Annotated in this window: 13 protein-coding genes and 2 tRNA genes; 4 read left to right on the top strand and 11 right to left on the bottom strand. The window is 68.8% G+C overall.

All coding sequences use genetic code 11. From position 1 onward, the window contains the following. Positions 1–88 precede the first annotated feature (88 nt). Entirely contained in the window at positions 89–1,444 is a 1,356-nt protein-coding gene (locus AC0VYL_RS06815) for an LVIVD repeat-containing protein (RefSeq protein WP_475482622.1), read from the bottom strand. Positions 1,445–1,697: 253 nt separating this feature from the next. Between AC0VYL_RS06815 and AC0VYL_RS06810 the strand changes: the two genes are divergently transcribed. After that, positions 1,698–2,408, top strand: a complete 711-nt coding sequence (locus AC0VYL_RS06810; RefSeq protein WP_475460422.1) for a DUF305 domain-containing protein — start codon at positions 1,698–1,700, stop codon at positions 2,406–2,408. A gap of 135 nt (positions 2,409–2,543) precedes the next feature. Here the strand turns inward: AC0VYL_RS06810 and clpX are convergent, their stop codons facing one another. The 5 genes from clpX to AC0VYL_RS06785 all read right to left on the bottom strand — a co-directional run bounded on the left by clpX (position 2,544) and on the right by AC0VYL_RS06785 (position 7,446). Continuing rightward, on the bottom strand, positions 2,544–3,827 hold the full coding sequence (gene clpX, locus AC0VYL_RS06805; protein WP_475460420.1) for an ATP-dependent Clp protease ATP-binding subunit ClpX: 1,284 nt from the start codon (positions 3,825–3,827) through the stop codon (positions 2,544–2,546). Positions 3,828–4,120: 293 nt separating this feature from the next. After that, positions 4,121–4,777 carry an ATP-dependent Clp protease proteolytic subunit gene (locus AC0VYL_RS06800; protein ID WP_017545193.1) on the bottom strand — a complete coding sequence of 219 codons (657 nt, stop codon included), beginning with the start codon at positions 4,775–4,777 and terminating at the stop codon, positions 4,121–4,123. A 58-nt stretch (positions 4,778–4,835) separates the two neighbouring features. Then, entirely contained in the window at positions 4,836–5,384 is a 549-nt protein-coding gene (locus AC0VYL_RS06795) for a ClpP family protease (protein WP_082206236.1), read from the bottom strand. Positions 5,385–5,701: 317 nt separating this feature from the next. Then, entirely contained in the window at positions 5,702–7,144 is a 1,443-nt protein-coding gene (gene tig / locus AC0VYL_RS06790; RefSeq protein WP_475460418.1) for a trigger factor, read from the bottom strand. A 227-nt stretch (positions 7,145–7,371) separates the two neighbouring features. After that, positions 7,372–7,446: transfer RNA gene (locus AC0VYL_RS06785), tRNA-Pro, on the bottom strand. Between the two features lie 117 nt (positions 7,447–7,563). Here AC0VYL_RS06785 and AC0VYL_RS06780 point away from each other — a divergent pair. Beyond that, positions 7,564–7,637, top strand: a tRNA-Gly gene (locus tag AC0VYL_RS06780). A 224-nt stretch (positions 7,638–7,861) separates the two neighbouring features. Here the strand turns inward: AC0VYL_RS06780 and AC0VYL_RS06775 are convergent. Then, on the bottom strand, positions 7,862–8,173 hold the full coding sequence (locus AC0VYL_RS06775; protein ID WP_475482621.1) for a hypothetical protein: 312 nt from the start codon (positions 8,171–8,173) through the stop codon (positions 7,862–7,864). Positions 8,174–8,388: 215 nt separating this feature from the next. Between AC0VYL_RS06775 and AC0VYL_RS06770 the strand changes: the two genes are divergently transcribed. Next, entirely contained in the window at positions 8,389–8,892 is a 504-nt protein-coding gene (locus AC0VYL_RS06770) for an adenylyltransferase/cytidyltransferase family protein (RefSeq protein ID WP_017545189.1), read from the top strand. Between the two features lie 116 nt (positions 8,893–9,008). Beyond that, entirely contained in the window at positions 9,009–10,871 is a 1,863-nt protein-coding gene (locus AC0VYL_RS06765; protein ID WP_475460414.1) for an ABC transporter ATP-binding protein, read from the top strand. A gap of 45 nt (positions 10,872–10,916) precedes the next feature. On the opposite strand, the gene AC0VYL_RS06760 is transcribed toward AC0VYL_RS06765, so the two are convergent. The 4 genes from AC0VYL_RS06760 to mgtE form a co-directional block, all read right to left on the bottom strand. Further along, positions 10,917–11,438 carry a (2Fe-2S) ferredoxin domain-containing protein gene (locus AC0VYL_RS06760; protein ID WP_475482620.1) on the bottom strand — a complete coding sequence of 174 codons (522 nt, stop codon included), beginning with the start codon at positions 11,436–11,438 and terminating at the stop codon, positions 10,917–10,919. A 20-nt stretch (positions 11,439–11,458) separates the two neighbouring features. Continuing rightward, the gene (locus AC0VYL_RS06755) at positions 11,459–12,325 is read right to left on the bottom strand and encodes a M23 family metallopeptidase (protein ID WP_475482619.1); all 867 of its coding nucleotides are present in this window, start codon (positions 12,323–12,325) and stop codon (positions 11,459–11,461) included. Between the two features lie 55 nt (positions 12,326–12,380). After that, positions 12,381–12,593 (bottom strand): antitoxin, encoded by a 213-nt coding sequence (locus AC0VYL_RS06750; protein ID WP_475460408.1) that lies wholly within the window; start codon positions 12,591–12,593, stop codon positions 12,381–12,383. A 78-nt stretch (positions 12,594–12,671) separates the two neighbouring features. Continuing rightward, the gene (gene mgtE, locus AC0VYL_RS06745; protein WP_475460406.1) at positions 12,672–14,012 is read right to left on the bottom strand and encodes a magnesium transporter; all 1,341 of its coding nucleotides are present in this window, start codon (positions 14,010–14,012) and stop codon (positions 12,672–12,674) included. Positions 14,013–14,269 lie beyond the last annotated feature (257 nt).

Genomic DNA, 14,269 nt, shown 5'->3' with positions numbered 1-14,269 from the left:
CGTGTCGAGCCGACCCGATCCCCCTACGCACCGTGTCCAGACCGGGCCGGTTCCGGGTGCGGCGGCCACCGCCGCCGCACCCGGTCCGTCATCCGTTCGGGAGCTCCGGCTGCGACTGCGGGTTGAACTCGTCCAGCACCGCGGACTCCGCCCCCGCGAACCGGGGGTCGGTGAGCCTGAGGACGTCCAGACCCCGCTCCATGTCGGACGAGTAGACGTGCCCGTTGTAGTAGTACGCGGACCAGGACCCGGCCGTACGCAGCTGCCCGGGGTCGAGCGGGCCCCGGTCGAAGTGGCCCACCTCGACGGGCTGGTCGGGGTCGGTGAGGTCGATGACCGACACTCCGCCCTGGTACCAGGACTGCACGAAGTAGTCCTCACCCGGGACCGGGATCAGCGAACCGTTGTGCGCCACACAGTTCTCGGTATCGGTCTGATGGCGGGGCAATTTGTAGTAACTCCGAAATTCCAGTTCAGGGCTCTCCCCCGACGTGTCCAACGAGTGCACGGCGTTGGCCCCGCGCTCCGGACCGATCCTCTCGTTGCAGGTCGCGGCGGAACCCGAGCCGAGTTCGTCGGTGAAGACCACGTTCCGCGCGTCGTTGGTGAAGGTCGCGGAGTGCCAGAAGGCGAAGTTCTCGTCCTGGACGCGCTCCACCACCTCCGGCCGGAGCGGGTCCGTGATGTCCAGCAGCAGGCCGTCGCCCAGGCAGGCCGCGGCCGCCAGGCCCCGTGCCGGGTAGGCGGTGATGTCGTGGCAGCCCGTGGTGGTGCTGTGACCCCCGTCCGGGAACAACACCGGCTCGTTGACCAGCGCGGCCTTCTCCGGGGCCTCGTGCGGTACCTCGATGACGCCGATCTTGTCGTGCGGCGGCTGGCAGTTCGGGAAGGCCTCCGAGGGCGAGTACGAGGACACGTACACCACGTCGCTGCGCCCGTCCGCGCCCGGTACCAGGGTGTTGGTGTGCGAACCGCAGTCGGTGGCCACGGCCGCCACGTACTGCGGGTTCGCCTTGTCCGAGATGTCGAAGATCCGCAGCCCCTCGAAGCCGTCCGCGTCGGTGGCCGGGACGGACGGGGCCCCGCACTCGTCGTTGGCCCGGGGGTAGTCCACCGAGAAGTACAGCAGGTCGCCGCTGACGGAGACGTCGCCCTGGCCGCCGGGACACACCACCTCGGAGACGATGGCGGGCGACTCCGGTTCGGAGATGTCGTAGACGACGAAACCGTTGTAGTTGCCGCCGATCGCGTAGTCACCGGTGAAGGCGAGGTCCGAGTTGGGCGTCCCGTTCAGCGCCTCGGGTTTGGGCACGTTGGCCAGGTGCTCCACTCCCCCGCCGGTGGTCACGCCGTCGTCCGCGCTGGCGCCCGGAACCGTGAGACCGGCCGCCGCGACCACGGCGAGCGCGACCGCCCCGTGACGCCGTCCCGTTGCCGAAGCCATACGACCCACCCCCGAAACCACCCAAAGAAGTCATTCGACTACAATGGGTTGTACTCCCCTCTGCGTGTACAAGCCAGACGAAACGCCGCGAACGGGCACCTCGGGGAGCCTCGCGAAAGGGACACGGCCCCGACGACACAGCCCCGACACTGGACAAAACACCCTTCGAGTGAGTAGAAAACCCGCAGGACGTCGGGTCAGCCGACGCCGATGGGCAACCGGCCCACCGACCCCCACCCCTGGAGGAGACCTCGTGCGTCGCCTGGCACTCGCAGCCGGAACCGCCCTCGTGCTGCTCGGAGTCTCGGCCTGTTCCGGTGACGAGGCGCAACAGTCCGCCAACGTCATCGCCCCCGGCGCACCCGGCGAGGCCTCGACGCCCGCCACCGCCGACCAGATCGCCGCCCTGGCCGAGGAACAGGGACACAACGAAGCCGACGTCACCTACCTGGTGAAGATGATCGAGCACCACCGCCAGGCCCTGGAGATGACCGACCTGGTCGCGGACCGCTACGAGCGCGACGGCATCGAGCGCATCGCGGACCGCATCGCAGCCGCCCAGGGCCCCGAGATCACCGCCATGGAGAGCTGGCTGGAGGTGAACGTCTTCGGCCCCGCCCGGGAGAACCCGGCCCACCAGAACTTCTGCGGCCTGGAGGGCGACGGCACCCACCACTCCAGCGACGACGACGTGGTCGCCTGCGATCTCCAGGTCGACCACGACGACATGGAGGGCATGGTCTCCGACGAGGACATGGGCCGCCTGGCCGACGCCGACGGCGACGCGTTCGACCAGCTCTTCGTGGAACTCATGACCGCCCACCACGAGGGCGCGGTCACCATGGCGGAGGAGGCCATGGCCGAGGGCAGGGACCAGGAGGTCCTGCGGATGGCCAACGACCTCATCGCCGAGCAGAACACCGAGATCGCCCGCATGGAGGGGGTCCTCGAAGGCGGGGAGTGACCGTGCGGCGCCGGACGGCGTCCGGTGCCGCCGGGACACGAGAAGGGGCGCCCTCCCCGTGGGGAAGGCGCCCCTGAGCTCTCAGCGGCCCTGTCGCGCGGCCTCAGCCGCTCAAACGAGCGGCCGGGCCGCCGGTCAGGCCGACTTCTCCTGGCGGCCGTCCTCGTCCGCCTCCAGCTGGGCGCGCGGCACGATCGTCGGGTTCACGTGCTGCTCCACCGACTCGCGGGTGATGATCACCTGGCCGACGTCCTCCCGGCTGGGCACCTCGTACATCACCGAGAGCAGGACCTCCTCGATGATGGCGCGCAGACCACGGGCACCGGTCCCCCGGATGATGCCCTGCTCCGCGATGGCCTCCAGGGCGTCCTGGGTGAACTCCAGCTCGACGTTGTCCAGCTCGAACAGCCGCTGGTACTGCTTCACCAGGGCGTTGCGGGGCTCGGTGAGGATCTGGATCAGCGCGACCTTGTCCAGGTTGTGCACGCTGGTGATCACCGGCAGACGGCCGATGAACTCCGGGATCATCCCGAACTTGAGCAGGTCCTCCGGCATGACCTCACCGAACAGCGCGGTCCCGGCCATCTCGCTCTTGGGCCGCAGCACGGCGTTGAAGCCCATGCCCTGCTGCCCGGTGCGGGACTCGATGATCTTCTCCAGCCCCGCGAAGGCGCCACCGCAGATGAACAGCACGTTGGTGGTGTCGATCTGGATGAACTCCTGGTGCGGGTGCTTGCGGCCGCCCTGCGGGGGCACGCTCGCGGTGGTCCCCTCCAGGATCTTCAGCAGCGCCTGCTGGACGCCCTCACCGGAGACGTCGCGCGTGATCGACGGGTTCTCGCTCTTGCGGGCGACCTTGTCGACCTCGTCGATGTAGATGATGCCGGTCTCGGCCTTCTTGACGTCGTAGTCAGCGGCCTGGATCAGCTTCAGCAGGATGTTCTCGACGTCCTCGCCCACGTAGCCCGCCTCGGTGAGGGCGGTCGCGTCCGCGATGGCGAAGGGGACGTTGAGGATCTTGGCCAGGGTCTGCGCCAGCAGGGTCTTGCCCGAACCGGTCGGCCCCAGCAGGAGGATGTTCGACTTGGCGATCTCGACGTCCTCGTCACCGGGACGGTCGGTCTCCGAGCGCACTCTCTTGTAGTGGTTGTACACCGCTACGGAGAGGGCCTTCTTCGCCTGCTCCTGACCGATCACGTACGAGTCCAGGAAGTCGAAGATCTCCCGGGGCTTGGGAAGCGAGTCCCACGTGAGCTCGGTGGCGTCGGCGAGTTCCTCTTCGATGATCTCGTTGCACAGATCGATGCACTCATCGCAGATGTAGACGCCGGGGCCAGCGATGAGCTTCTTCACCTGCTTCTGGCTCTTACCGCAGAATGAGCACTTCAGCAGGTCCCCGCCGTCGCCGATGCGTGCCACCCAGCCACTCCTCAAAACTAAGGCCGCCCCGTTCCGGGCGTACTCGGCGCCGAACGGACGGAAGGACTCGACTCCCGTGTTCGTTCGCGACCGGCCAGCCACGAACGGGGCGATCTGTGCGTCGCTCTCCGCCAGACTAAGCGAAAAACCGGACCGGCTTCACCACCGGGCTGTCCCAGGCGGGTCAGAAACCGGACCGGTGAGTACTTCGTGGCGCCGGATTCCCCCCGCCGGGGCGGAGCTCGCTCTCGCGAGACGCCCCGGCCGGGGAGGAACGGCCGCCGTTGTCCCCGTTACTTCAGGGAGGCCTTGCGGTAGGGCAGGACGAAGTCGATGAGACCGTACTCCACGGCCTCCTCGGCGGTGAGGATCTTGTCCCGCTCGATGTCCTTCGAGACCTGCTCGTGGGAGCGACCCGTGTGCTTGGCCAGAGTGGTCTCCAGCTGCGTACGGATACGGGTGATCTCGTTGGCCTGGATCTCGATGTCGCTGGCCTGACCGTGCATACCCTCGGTCGCGGGCTGGTGGATCATCATCCGGGCGTTGGGCAGGGCACCACGCTTGCCCTTGGTGCCGCCCGCCAGCAGGATCGCGGCGGCCGACGCGGCCTGTCCGATGCACACCGTCTGGATGTCGGGGCGCACGAACTGCATGGTGTCGTAGATCGCCATGAGGGAGGTGAAGGAACCGCCCGGCGAGTTGATGTACATCTGGATGTCCCGCTCGGAGTCGAGCTGCTCAAGGGTGATGAGCTGGGCCATCAGATCGTTGGCCGAAGTGTCGTCGATCTGGACGCCGACGAAGATGATCCGCTCTTCGAAGAGCTTGTTGTACGGATTCATCTCCTTGACGCCGTACGACGTACGCTCCACGTAGGACGGCAGGACGTAGCGGCTCTGGGGAGCCATCGAGGCCGCGCCGCCGATGAGACTGGGGTTGAACTCGGTCATTTCACGCCTTCCACGCACTGCGCCGATTCATGGACTGGGCCAGGTCAGCTCAGGACTGTCAGCTGGTCACGTCGAGCGTGCCCTCGAGCACCTCGTCGATGAAGCCGTACTCCTTGGCCTCCTGAGCCGTGAACCAGCGGTCCCGGTCGGCGTCCTTCTCGATCTGTTCGACCGACTGCCCGGTGTGCTCGGAGATCTTCTGGATGAACATCTTCTTCACGTAGAGCAGCTGGTCAGCCAGGATCCGGATGTCGGAGGCGGTGCCCCCGATGCCACCGGATGGCTGGTGCATCATGACGCGGGTGTGCGGCAGCGCGTAACGCTTGCCGGGCGCACCGGCGCACAGGAGCATCTGGCCCATCGACGCGGCCATACCGATACCCACGGTGCGCACGTCGTTGGGGATGTACTGCATGACGTCGTAGATCGCCATACCCGCCGTCACGGAACCACCCGGCGAGTTGATGTACATCGTGATGTCCCGCTGGCGGTCCTCCGCGGACAGCAGCAGGAGCTCACCGACGAGGCGGTTGGCGATGTCATCGTCGACCTGCTGGCCGAGGAACACGATTCGCTGGCGCAACAGGCGCTGAGGCGTCTGCTCAATAAAAGGGGAAAGCTGCTGATCCGACGTACGAGCGTCGAATCGCTGGGACTCATCAAAGGTCGGCGGCACTCTCGTCACCTGCTCCGGAATCGAAACGGTTGCGATACAGCGACACTAACGCCGACAGACGCCAGGCTCGTCCGGATACCGTCCCTGTTCGCTTTGAGCGCAGGGTGGGGCCGGTCGGGAACACACCCTTTCTCCTGACAGCGAACAACGTGCCGGGAGCGGAAGGGAAAGGGCCCCGGCCGTCCCGAAACGGGTCGGCCAGGGCCCCATGAGAGCCATGGTGCCTCGCGGCGCCGTGAAGCCTCGGACTACTTGGAGTCGGCCTTGTCGGCGTCCTCGTCGGCCTCGGCCTTCTCCTCGGCCTGGTCGGCCTCGGAGACCTCGGCGGAGGCAGCGGCGGCGGCCTTGACGGCCTCGGCCAGGGCCTGGTCGTCGGTGGCCTCGACGATCTCCTGCTCGACGACGTTGCCGTCCTCGTCGGTCACCTTGGCACCGGCCAGGACGACGTCCATGGCCTTGCCGCGGACGACCTCGGTGAAGGCGACGCGGATCTGGTTCGACTCGACCAGGTGCTGGGCCAGCTGGTCCGGGCTGACGCCCATGCGCTGGGCCTGCTCGAACACGTACTGGCTGAGCTCACCCTGGTCGGCGCTGAGGTCCTCCTGGAGGGCCAGCTGGTCGAGGATGAAACCGGCCTTGACCGCCGAGTTGGCGCCGGTCTTCAGCTCCTCCTCGAACTCCTCCTCGGTCTTCTCCTGCGACTCGAGGTAGGCCTCCTTGGTCAGACCGCTCTGGGCGAGCTGCTGCTCAAGGCTCTGGCGACGGCGGGTGATCTCCTCGTCGACGACCGCGTCGGGCAGCGGGATCTCGACGGACTCGATCAGCTTCTCCAGCGCCTTGTCACGGGCGGCGGACAGCTGCTGCATGCGACGGACGTCGGCCATGCGCTTGCGCACGTCGTCACGCAGCTCGTCGATGGTGTCGAACTCGGAGGCCAGCTGGGCGAACTCGTCGTCCAGCTCGGGCAGCTCCTTCACCTTCACCGAGTGCACGGTGACGGTGACGTCCGCCTCCTTGCCCTCGTGCTCACCACCGACGAGGGTGGTCTTGAAGGTGGCCTCGCCACCGGACTCCATGCCGCGCAGGGTCTCGTCGAGGCCCTCCAGCATGGTGTTGGTGCCGACCTCGTAGGAGTAGCCGCTGACGGCGACGTCCTCGAGCTTCTCACCGTCGATGGCGGCGACCAGGTCGATGGAGAGGTGGTCACCGTCCTCGACGGGACGGTCGGCGCCAACGAGGGTGGAGAAGCGCTCGCGCAGGGTGCCGATCTGCTCGTCGACCTGCTCGTCGGTGACGGTCGCGTTGTCGACGGTCACCTCGATGCCCTTGTAGTCCTTCACCTCGAACTTGGGTCGGATGTCGACCTCGGCGGTGAAGGCGAGCTCGTCGTTGTCCTCCAGCTTGGTGACCTCCACGTCGGGCTGGCCGAGCGCGAAGATCTCCTCCTTCTGGATGGCTTCGTTGTAGAGCTCCGGAACGGCGTGGTTGACCGCTTCGCTGATCACCGCGCCACGGCCGACGTAGCGGTCGATCAGACGCGCCGGTGCCTTGCCCGGGCGGAAGCCCTTGATCCGAACCTGCTTGGCGAGCGACTTGTAGGTCACGTCGAAAGCGTGCTCGAGCTCCTCGAAGGGCACCTCGATGGTCAGCTTGACCCGGGTCGGGCTGAGCTCCTCGACATCGGTCTTCACGGGGCGGTACTCCTAGGTTTGCCGGCTGGTGTCCGCGTCGGCCCGCAGGCGCACCACACGAACGGCGAATGCACGCGCGCACCCCCGGTCGGTGATGACCACGTTCCTCGGGGTGCCCTGCGACGGGCTGGGACTTACAGTTTCCTGCTGATCGCACCAAGTCTAGGGCAGACAGACAGGGGGCCACGGCGCACGGCCCGTAGGCCGAACCGCCGTGGACGGTTTCGTCGGGGTGGCGGGATTCGAACCCGCGGCCTCATGCTCCCAAAGCATGCGCGCTAACCAAGCTGCGCTACACCCCGTCACCCGGCGCGGACACACCTCACCGAAAACGGGTGTGCGACCAACGCCCCAGAGACTGTACTCTTGTCTCCGTCGGCTCCACGAGTCTAGAGGAAACTCAGGGGCTCCGATGCCACGCGGGCGTAGTTCAATGGTAGAACCCCAGCCTTCCAAGCTGGTCATGCGAGTTCGATTCTCGTCGCCCGCTCCACTCGAAGCGAGCTGTGTGCCTGTCGGCACCAGCTCGTTTCGCCGTTCCACCCGGGGGACGACCCCCGAAACCCCCGCCCCACCCGAAGCGAGCTGCGTGCCCGTCGGCACCAGCTCGTTTCGCCGTTCCACCCGGGGGACGACCCCCGAAACCCCCGCCCCACCCGAAGCGAGCCGTGCGCGCGAAGCACACAGCTCGCTTCTTCGTTTCCGGGAAGGGGCCCCTCAGGGGAGGTCCTGGACGCCCTCCCCCGGAACGATCCGCTCGGCCACGGTGACGCGGAAGTGGAAGTCGCTCGTGGCGCCGTCCACGTTCACCAGGTACTCGTCGGTCGAGATCCGGTAGGCCTGACGGCCCCGCTCCGACCACGGATGGCCCGGGGAGTGCGCCGAGGTCAGGCGCAGCGCCTCCGCCCGGGCCTCCTCCCGCGTCCCGAAGGCCGGGTCGCGACGACCGTCGAACGACGAGGGGACCAGGCCCCAGCGCTGGCGTTCACCGCTCCCCCGGATCTCCTCGATCAGCACCGTCCACGACATGGACACCTCTTCCTCTCGCCTGCGGTTCCGGTGATGGGACTCACCTCCGACCGCGGGAGTTCCCGGTGACGTAACGCACACCGACAGAACTCGGTTCGGTTTCACCGGTCCACGAGGCGGAATACCTGGCTCGAACGGGTACGTTGACCTTTCGGGCGGACCCGTCGGCGCGACCTGGAACGGGCGCCACTCGGGTTCGGTGGAACGGGGGCCAGATGACGGACACGGACGGCACGGGCGAGCAGGCGACGCCGCTCCGCCTGCTGTGGTTCCAACGACCGGAGCCGCTGGAGCGACCGGTCGTGGTGACCGGGGTCTTCGACGTCCTGCACGTCGGGCACGTGCGCTTCCTCCAGTCCATCGCCGCACGCGGCCTGCCCCTCGTGGTGGGGATCGAGTCCGACGAGCGCGTGCGCGCCTGGAAGGGTCCGGGAAGACCGGTCAACCCCGACGCGGAACGGTCCGAGACCATCGCCGCCCTGGGCTGTGTGGCCGGGTCCTTCGTGATCGAGGGCCCGCCCTCGGTCGCGGACTGGGCGGCCTACGCCGAACTGCTGCGCCCCCTCTCCCCCGCCGCCCTGGCCTTCACCGCCGGGGACCGCTACACGCAGGCCAAGATCCGGGGCGCCGACGCCCTGGGGGCACAGACCTGGGAACTGCCGTTCACCCCCGGCCGTTCGACGACCGCCGCGCTCGGCCGCCTCGCCTCGTCCCTCTGACGACCCCGCATTCCCGCGAACTCCCTCGGCGATCCCACACCGGACCTGGGAAGCAGCGCCCTCCCTCGGGCGTTGAGGCTTGGATGGCGAAGTGGTGAACGGAAACGAGGCTGCCGATGATGTCAGGGAGGCCCTCCTACAGGGCGCTGGTCAACGACGGAAGCGCGCGGGGGCAGGAACTGCCCCCGGGGCTCACCAGGCGCGTGATGTCCTACGCGACACCGCACTGGCGGCAGATCCTGCTCTTCCTCGCGGTGACCGCCGTGGGCGCGGCCGTGGTCGTGGCCAACCCGCTGCTGCTGCGGGCCATCATCGACCAGGGCATCCTCCCGGGGAACACGTCCGTGGTCGTCTGGCTGGCGGTCGCGGCGGCGGTGCTGGCGCTCGTGGAGGGCGTCATCACCCTGACCGGCCGGTGGCTGTCCTCCAGGATCGGTGAGGGCGTCATCTACCTGCTGCGCACCCAGGTGTTCTCCCACGTGCAGCGGATGCCGATCTCCTTCTTCACACGGACCCAGACCGGGTCGCTGATCAGTCGGCTGAACACGGACGTGGTCGGCGCCCAGCGCGCCATCACCTCGGTGCTCCAGTCGGTGGTCTCCAACCTGATCAGCGTCGTGGCGGTGCTCATCACGATGCTGGCGCTCTCCTGGCAGGTGACCCTGCTGGCGCTGGTCCTGGTACCGCTGTTCATCGTCCCCGCGAAGCTCCTTGGCCGCAGGCTCGCGAACATCTCCCGTGACGCGATGGACAACAACGCCTCGATGAGCTCGCTGATGACCGAGCGCTTCAACGTGGGCGGGGCCATGCTGGTCAAGCTCTACGGCCGCCCCGACGAGGAGTCCCGCGCCTTCTCCGACCGGGCGGCGCGCGTCCGGGACCTCGGGGTGCGCCAGTCGGTGATCGGCGGTCTGCTGTTCACCATGCTGGCCACCATCACGGCGCTGGCCATGGCGATGGTCTACGGCGTGGGCGGCGTGCTCGCGGTGGACGGTTCGTTCGAGGTGGGCACCCTGGTGGCGCTGACCACCCTGCTGGCCAGGCTCTACGGGCCGATCACCACGCTGTCCAACGTGCACGTGGAGATCATGACGGCCCTGGTCTCCTTCGACCGGGTCTTCGAGGTGCTGGACCTGGAGCCGCAGATCAAGGAGAGCCCGGACGCGGAGCCGCTGCCCGCGGGACCGCTGAGCGTGGAGTTCGACCGGGTGTCCTTCCGCTACCCGGGCGCCTCGGAGACCTCGGTGGCGTCCCTGGAGCTGACCCCGCAGGCCGAGGCGGCCGACGACACCCAGGTGCTGAGCGAGATCTCCTTCCGCGCCGAGCCCGGACAGATGGTGGCCCTGGTGGGACCGTCCGGGGCGGGCAAGTCCACCCTGACGCACCTGGTCTCGCGGCTGTACGACCCGAGGGAGGGAGCGGTGCGGATCGGGGGCCTCGACCTCCGGGAGACCACCGGTGACTCCCTCAGGGAGGCCGTGGGGGTGGTGACGCAGGACGCGCAGCTCTTCCACGACACCGTGGGTGCCAACCTGCGCTACGCGCGGCCGGAGGCGACCGACGCGGAACTGGAGGAGGCGCTGCGGATGGCGCGGCTGGGCGCGCTCCTGGACCAGCTGCCCAACGGGCTCGACACGATGGTCGGGGACCGGGGGTACCGCCTCTCCGGCGGGGAGAAGCAGCGCCTGGCGATCGCGCGGCTGCTGTTGAAGGCACCGTCCGTGGTGGTCCTGGACGAGGCCACCGCCCACCTGGACTCCGAGTCGGAGGCGGCGGTGCAGGAAGCGTTGGCGGTGGCCCTGGAGGGCCGCACCTCGCTGGTGATCGCACACCGGCTGGCCACGGTCCGGGAGGCGGACCAGATCCTGGTGCTGGAGGACGGCCGCGTCCTGGAGCGCGGGACGCACGAGGAGCTGCTGGAGGCGGGAGGGCTGTACACGGCGCTGTACCGCACCCAGTTCGCGTCCCAGTCGGGCTAGGGGACGGGGGGGCGGCTCCGCCGGGAGGACGGCGGAGCCGCCCCCTCACGCCTTCCCGGCCTTCTCCTTCTTCTTTTTTTCGGCCTTCTTCGCCCGCTTCTTGTCCTTCTTGTCCTTCTTGCTTTTCTTGTCCTTCTTGGCGGACCCGGGCCCGGACTCCCTGGACTTCTTCCGCTTCTTCGACTTCTTCGGCTTCTTGGCGTCCTTGGAGGTCACGTGCTCCTCCAGCGCGGCGGGAAGCGGAGCGATGCCGGGGCCGCCGTCGAAGATCCAGTCGTCGAGCTCCTCCAGGAGGCGGTCCTCGGTCATCCGCCCCAGCCAGACGGGGCGCCCGCCGGCGGCGCGGCCCTCACGCGAGGGCTGGACCACGACGACGTTGGCCTGGAAACAGATGCCGAGGCACTTGCTGGTGCGAACCGGGACACGGCGGGCCGCGTGGTCGTCAATGGCGCTGAGGCGGGCGAGCTGCGCCTTGTGGTCGACCCCGGGCACCTTCTTGCGCGTGCCGCAGCAGCAGCCCCGGCAGACCGTGAGCTTGCAGGGCGCACCGTCGATCGCGCTCACCACACCCCCTCGTTAGGCTTGCCTTACCTCAGTTCAGGATATTCCGCCGCGACACCGACCTGACCGGCGCAGACGTGGTCGGGTCCGGTCACCTCCACCGGCCGCCAGGTCTCCGGGAGCCCCTCGAACCCCGGGTCGCCCACCTTCCAGCCGCGTCCCCAGACCATGGGCAGCCCGGCGGCGAAGAGCGGGTGCGCCAGGTCCATCAGCTGTATCCGCACCTGCGGTTCGGTGCAGGCCCCCGAACTCCCGCACGCGGCGATCGGCTGGCCGGGCACCACCCTCTCCCCCGGCGCCACTGTGACGGAACCCTTCCGCAGGTGGCCGAGGAGCACGTGGGCGCCGCCGACGTCGATGACCACGTGGTTGCCGATCAGACCCGAGGGTCCGCGCAGCTCGCGCAGGGTGTTCTCGACGACGGTGCCCAGCAGCCACGGCCAGGAGTTGCGGCTGCGGTGGTCCCGCTGGCGATCGTGCACCCGGACCACGGTGCCCTCCGCCGGCGCGTACACGGCGGCCCCGAAGGCCGGGAAGTCCTCCGGAGGGCGGCTGAGCGGGCGCCAGCCGATGTCGGGGCGGGTGCCGTCCTCGACGACCAGCCCGAGCGCGTGGGTCTGCCCGTAGGCGTGCGTGCCCTGGCTCGGGACGGCGTCCACGGGGCTGGTCAGCGGCATCCAACGGCCGCGCACCGGCGGGGCCAGCACACGCGGCGCGCACATCGGGGTGCCCAGCCGCAGGTGCACGGCGAGGGCCACCACCAGCAGCGTCCCGCCGACCCACCAGGACAGGCCGAGGTAACCGGCCAGGAGCGCGGCCATCGCCGCCCACATCAGGGGCATGCGGAGCCGGGCGAGCACGACGGGCAGGGGGCGCGGAGCGGAGGAGGCCATGCCCCATTGTGGGCCTGCCGCGTCCGCCCCGCGCCCCGGGTCGGAGCCCCCGCGCCTACTCCTGACCCTTGTCCTTCTTGTTCTCCTGCGCGCGCTTGCGCAGGTAGTCGGTGGCGGCCCCGGCTCCCTTGTCGATCTTGTCGTCGTGGCTGCCGCCGGTCGCCTTCTTCGCGGCGTCGGCCACCTTCCCGACGACACCCTCGGCCTTGTCGGCGTGGTCGTTGACCGCCTTCTTGAGCCGGTCGAACGTACCTCCGGTATCGGACATGGAATCCCCCTAGAAGCGTCCTGCCTGGTGGTGCGATACCCGATTCACGCGGACTTCAAGCGGAACGCCCGCACCGTGTCACAGTCCCAGCACCATACGCGCCACCGAGAAGTAGATGAGCAGCCCGGTGGCGTCCACGAGGGTGGCGACCATCGGGGAGGAGACCACGGCGGGGTCCACCCCGACCTTGCGGGCGAGCAGGGGCATCGCGGAACCGATGATCGCCGCCCAGGTGCAGATGGCGATCACCGAGAGGGCGACCACCACCGCGACGTCGAACCCGACCAGGAGCGACCCGATGGCCAGGGCTATCCCCGCGAGCATGACACCCAGGAGCAGTCCGACCCGGCTCTCCTTCCAGATCACCGCCGGGAGGTCGCGCACCCGCACCTCACCGACCGCGAGGGCGCGCACGATCGCCGTCGCCGACTGGGCGCCCACGTTCCCGCCCGTGCCGATGAGCATCGGCACGAACATCGCCAGGGCCGTGACCTCCTCCAGGGTGGCCTCGTAGACCTGCATGACGTTGACGGTCAGGGTCGCGGCGACGATGAGCAGCATCAGCCACACCGAGCGGGCACCGACCAGGCGCAGCACCCCGACGGACACGTAGTGGTCGTCGATGGGGCTGGCGCCGGACTGGCGGGCCATGTCCTCGGAGTCGGCCGCCTCGATGACCTCCAGGGCGTCGTCGAAGGTGAACAGGCCGACGAAGCGGTCCTCGGAGTCCACCACCGGGAGGGAGACCAGGTTGGCCTCCTGGATGAGTCGGGCGGCGTCCTCGACCGGTTCGCTGACGCCCACCCGGGGCGCCAGGACGTCCACCAGGTCCTTGAGGAGGCGGTCGTCGTCGCTGACGACGAGGTCGCTCAGGGTGATGGTGCCGACCAGTCGGCGGCCGTCGCTGACCACTGGCAGGGTGTAGATGGTCTCGGCGTCGGCTCCTTTGGCGCGCACCACCTCCAGGGCGCGGCCCACGGTGAGGTCCCGGTGCAGGATGACCGTCTCCGGTGTCATGTACCGGCCGACGGAGTCCTCGGGGTAGCCCAGGAGCGCGGCGGTCATCTTGCGTTCGGCGGGGCTCAGCCCGGCCAGGGCCCGGGTGGCGATCTTGGCCGGGGCCTCCCCGATGAGGCGGGCCCGGTCGTCCGGGTCCATCTCCTCCAGGATGTCGTGGAAGTCCGTGCCGCGCAGGCCGAGGAGGATGGCCTGCTGTTGGCCCGGGTCCAGCTCCTCGAAGACCTCCAGCTCGCGGTCCTTGTCCAGGAGGCGGAAGGGGATGATCGCCTCGCCGCTGGACATGCGGGCGAGTTCGTCCGCGATCTCGTGGGGCCTGTGTTCGGCCAACCAGAGCCTGATCCCGGTCAGGTCGTTGTTCTCGACCAGATCTGTGAGTTCTTCAGCGCGCTCGCCGTCCATGCGAAGCACCCCCTTGCGTCTCCATCGCCCGGCGGGCACGCCCGCGGGGCCGCGAAAATCCGGTGAGTCCGGGTCCTGGGGACCCGGTCCGGCCCCTCGTCACTGGTGTGGTGGTCCGTGCGGGCGTCGGCGCCCAGGGGGCGGAGAGGGCGGGCACGGTGGTCCGTGAACGGGTACGAAGACCTCGTACCGGGGTCGGGGAACATGTCGACCCTACCGTCAGGAACGGCTCGTGCGACTCATCCCCTGCCGGTGGC

This window comes from Nocardiopsis sp. iso_238, assembly GCF_056173325.1.
Note: the sequence above shows the minus strand (reverse complement) of the source record. Positions and strands in the feature narration are given on the sequence as shown.

Bases quoted from the DNA above. Each gene is read 5' to 3' on its own strand.
- AC0VYL_RS06815 (WP_475482622.1), bottom strand. From the start codon at position 1,444: ATGGCTTCGGCAACGGGACGGCGTCACGGGGCGGTCGCGCTCGCCGTG.
- AC0VYL_RS06800 (WP_017545193.1), bottom strand. From the start codon at position 4,777: ATGACCGAGTTCAACCCCAGTCTCATCGGCGGCGCGGCCTCGATGGCT.
- AC0VYL_RS06775 (WP_475482621.1), bottom strand. From the start codon at position 8,173: ATGTCGTGGACGGTGCTGATCGAGGAGATCCGGGGGAGCGGTGAACGC.
- AC0VYL_RS06770 (WP_017545189.1), top strand. From the start codon at position 8,389: ATGACGGACACGGACGGCACGGGCGAGCAGGCGACGCCGCTCCGCCTG.
- AC0VYL_RS06765 (WP_475460414.1), top strand. From the start codon at position 9,009: ATGATGTCAGGGAGGCCCTCCTACAGGGCGCTGGTCAACGACGGAAGC.
- AC0VYL_RS06755 (WP_475482619.1), bottom strand. From the start codon at position 12,325: ATGGCCTCCTCCGCTCCGCGCCCCCTGCCCGTCGTGCTCGCCCGGCTC.
- AC0VYL_RS06750 (WP_475460408.1), bottom strand. From the start codon at position 12,593: ATGTCCGATACCGGAGGTACGTTCGACCGGCTCAAGAAGGCGGTCAAC.
- mgtE (WP_475460406.1), bottom strand. From the start codon at position 14,012: ATGGACGGCGAGCGCGCTGAAGAACTCACAGATCTGGTCGAGAACAAC.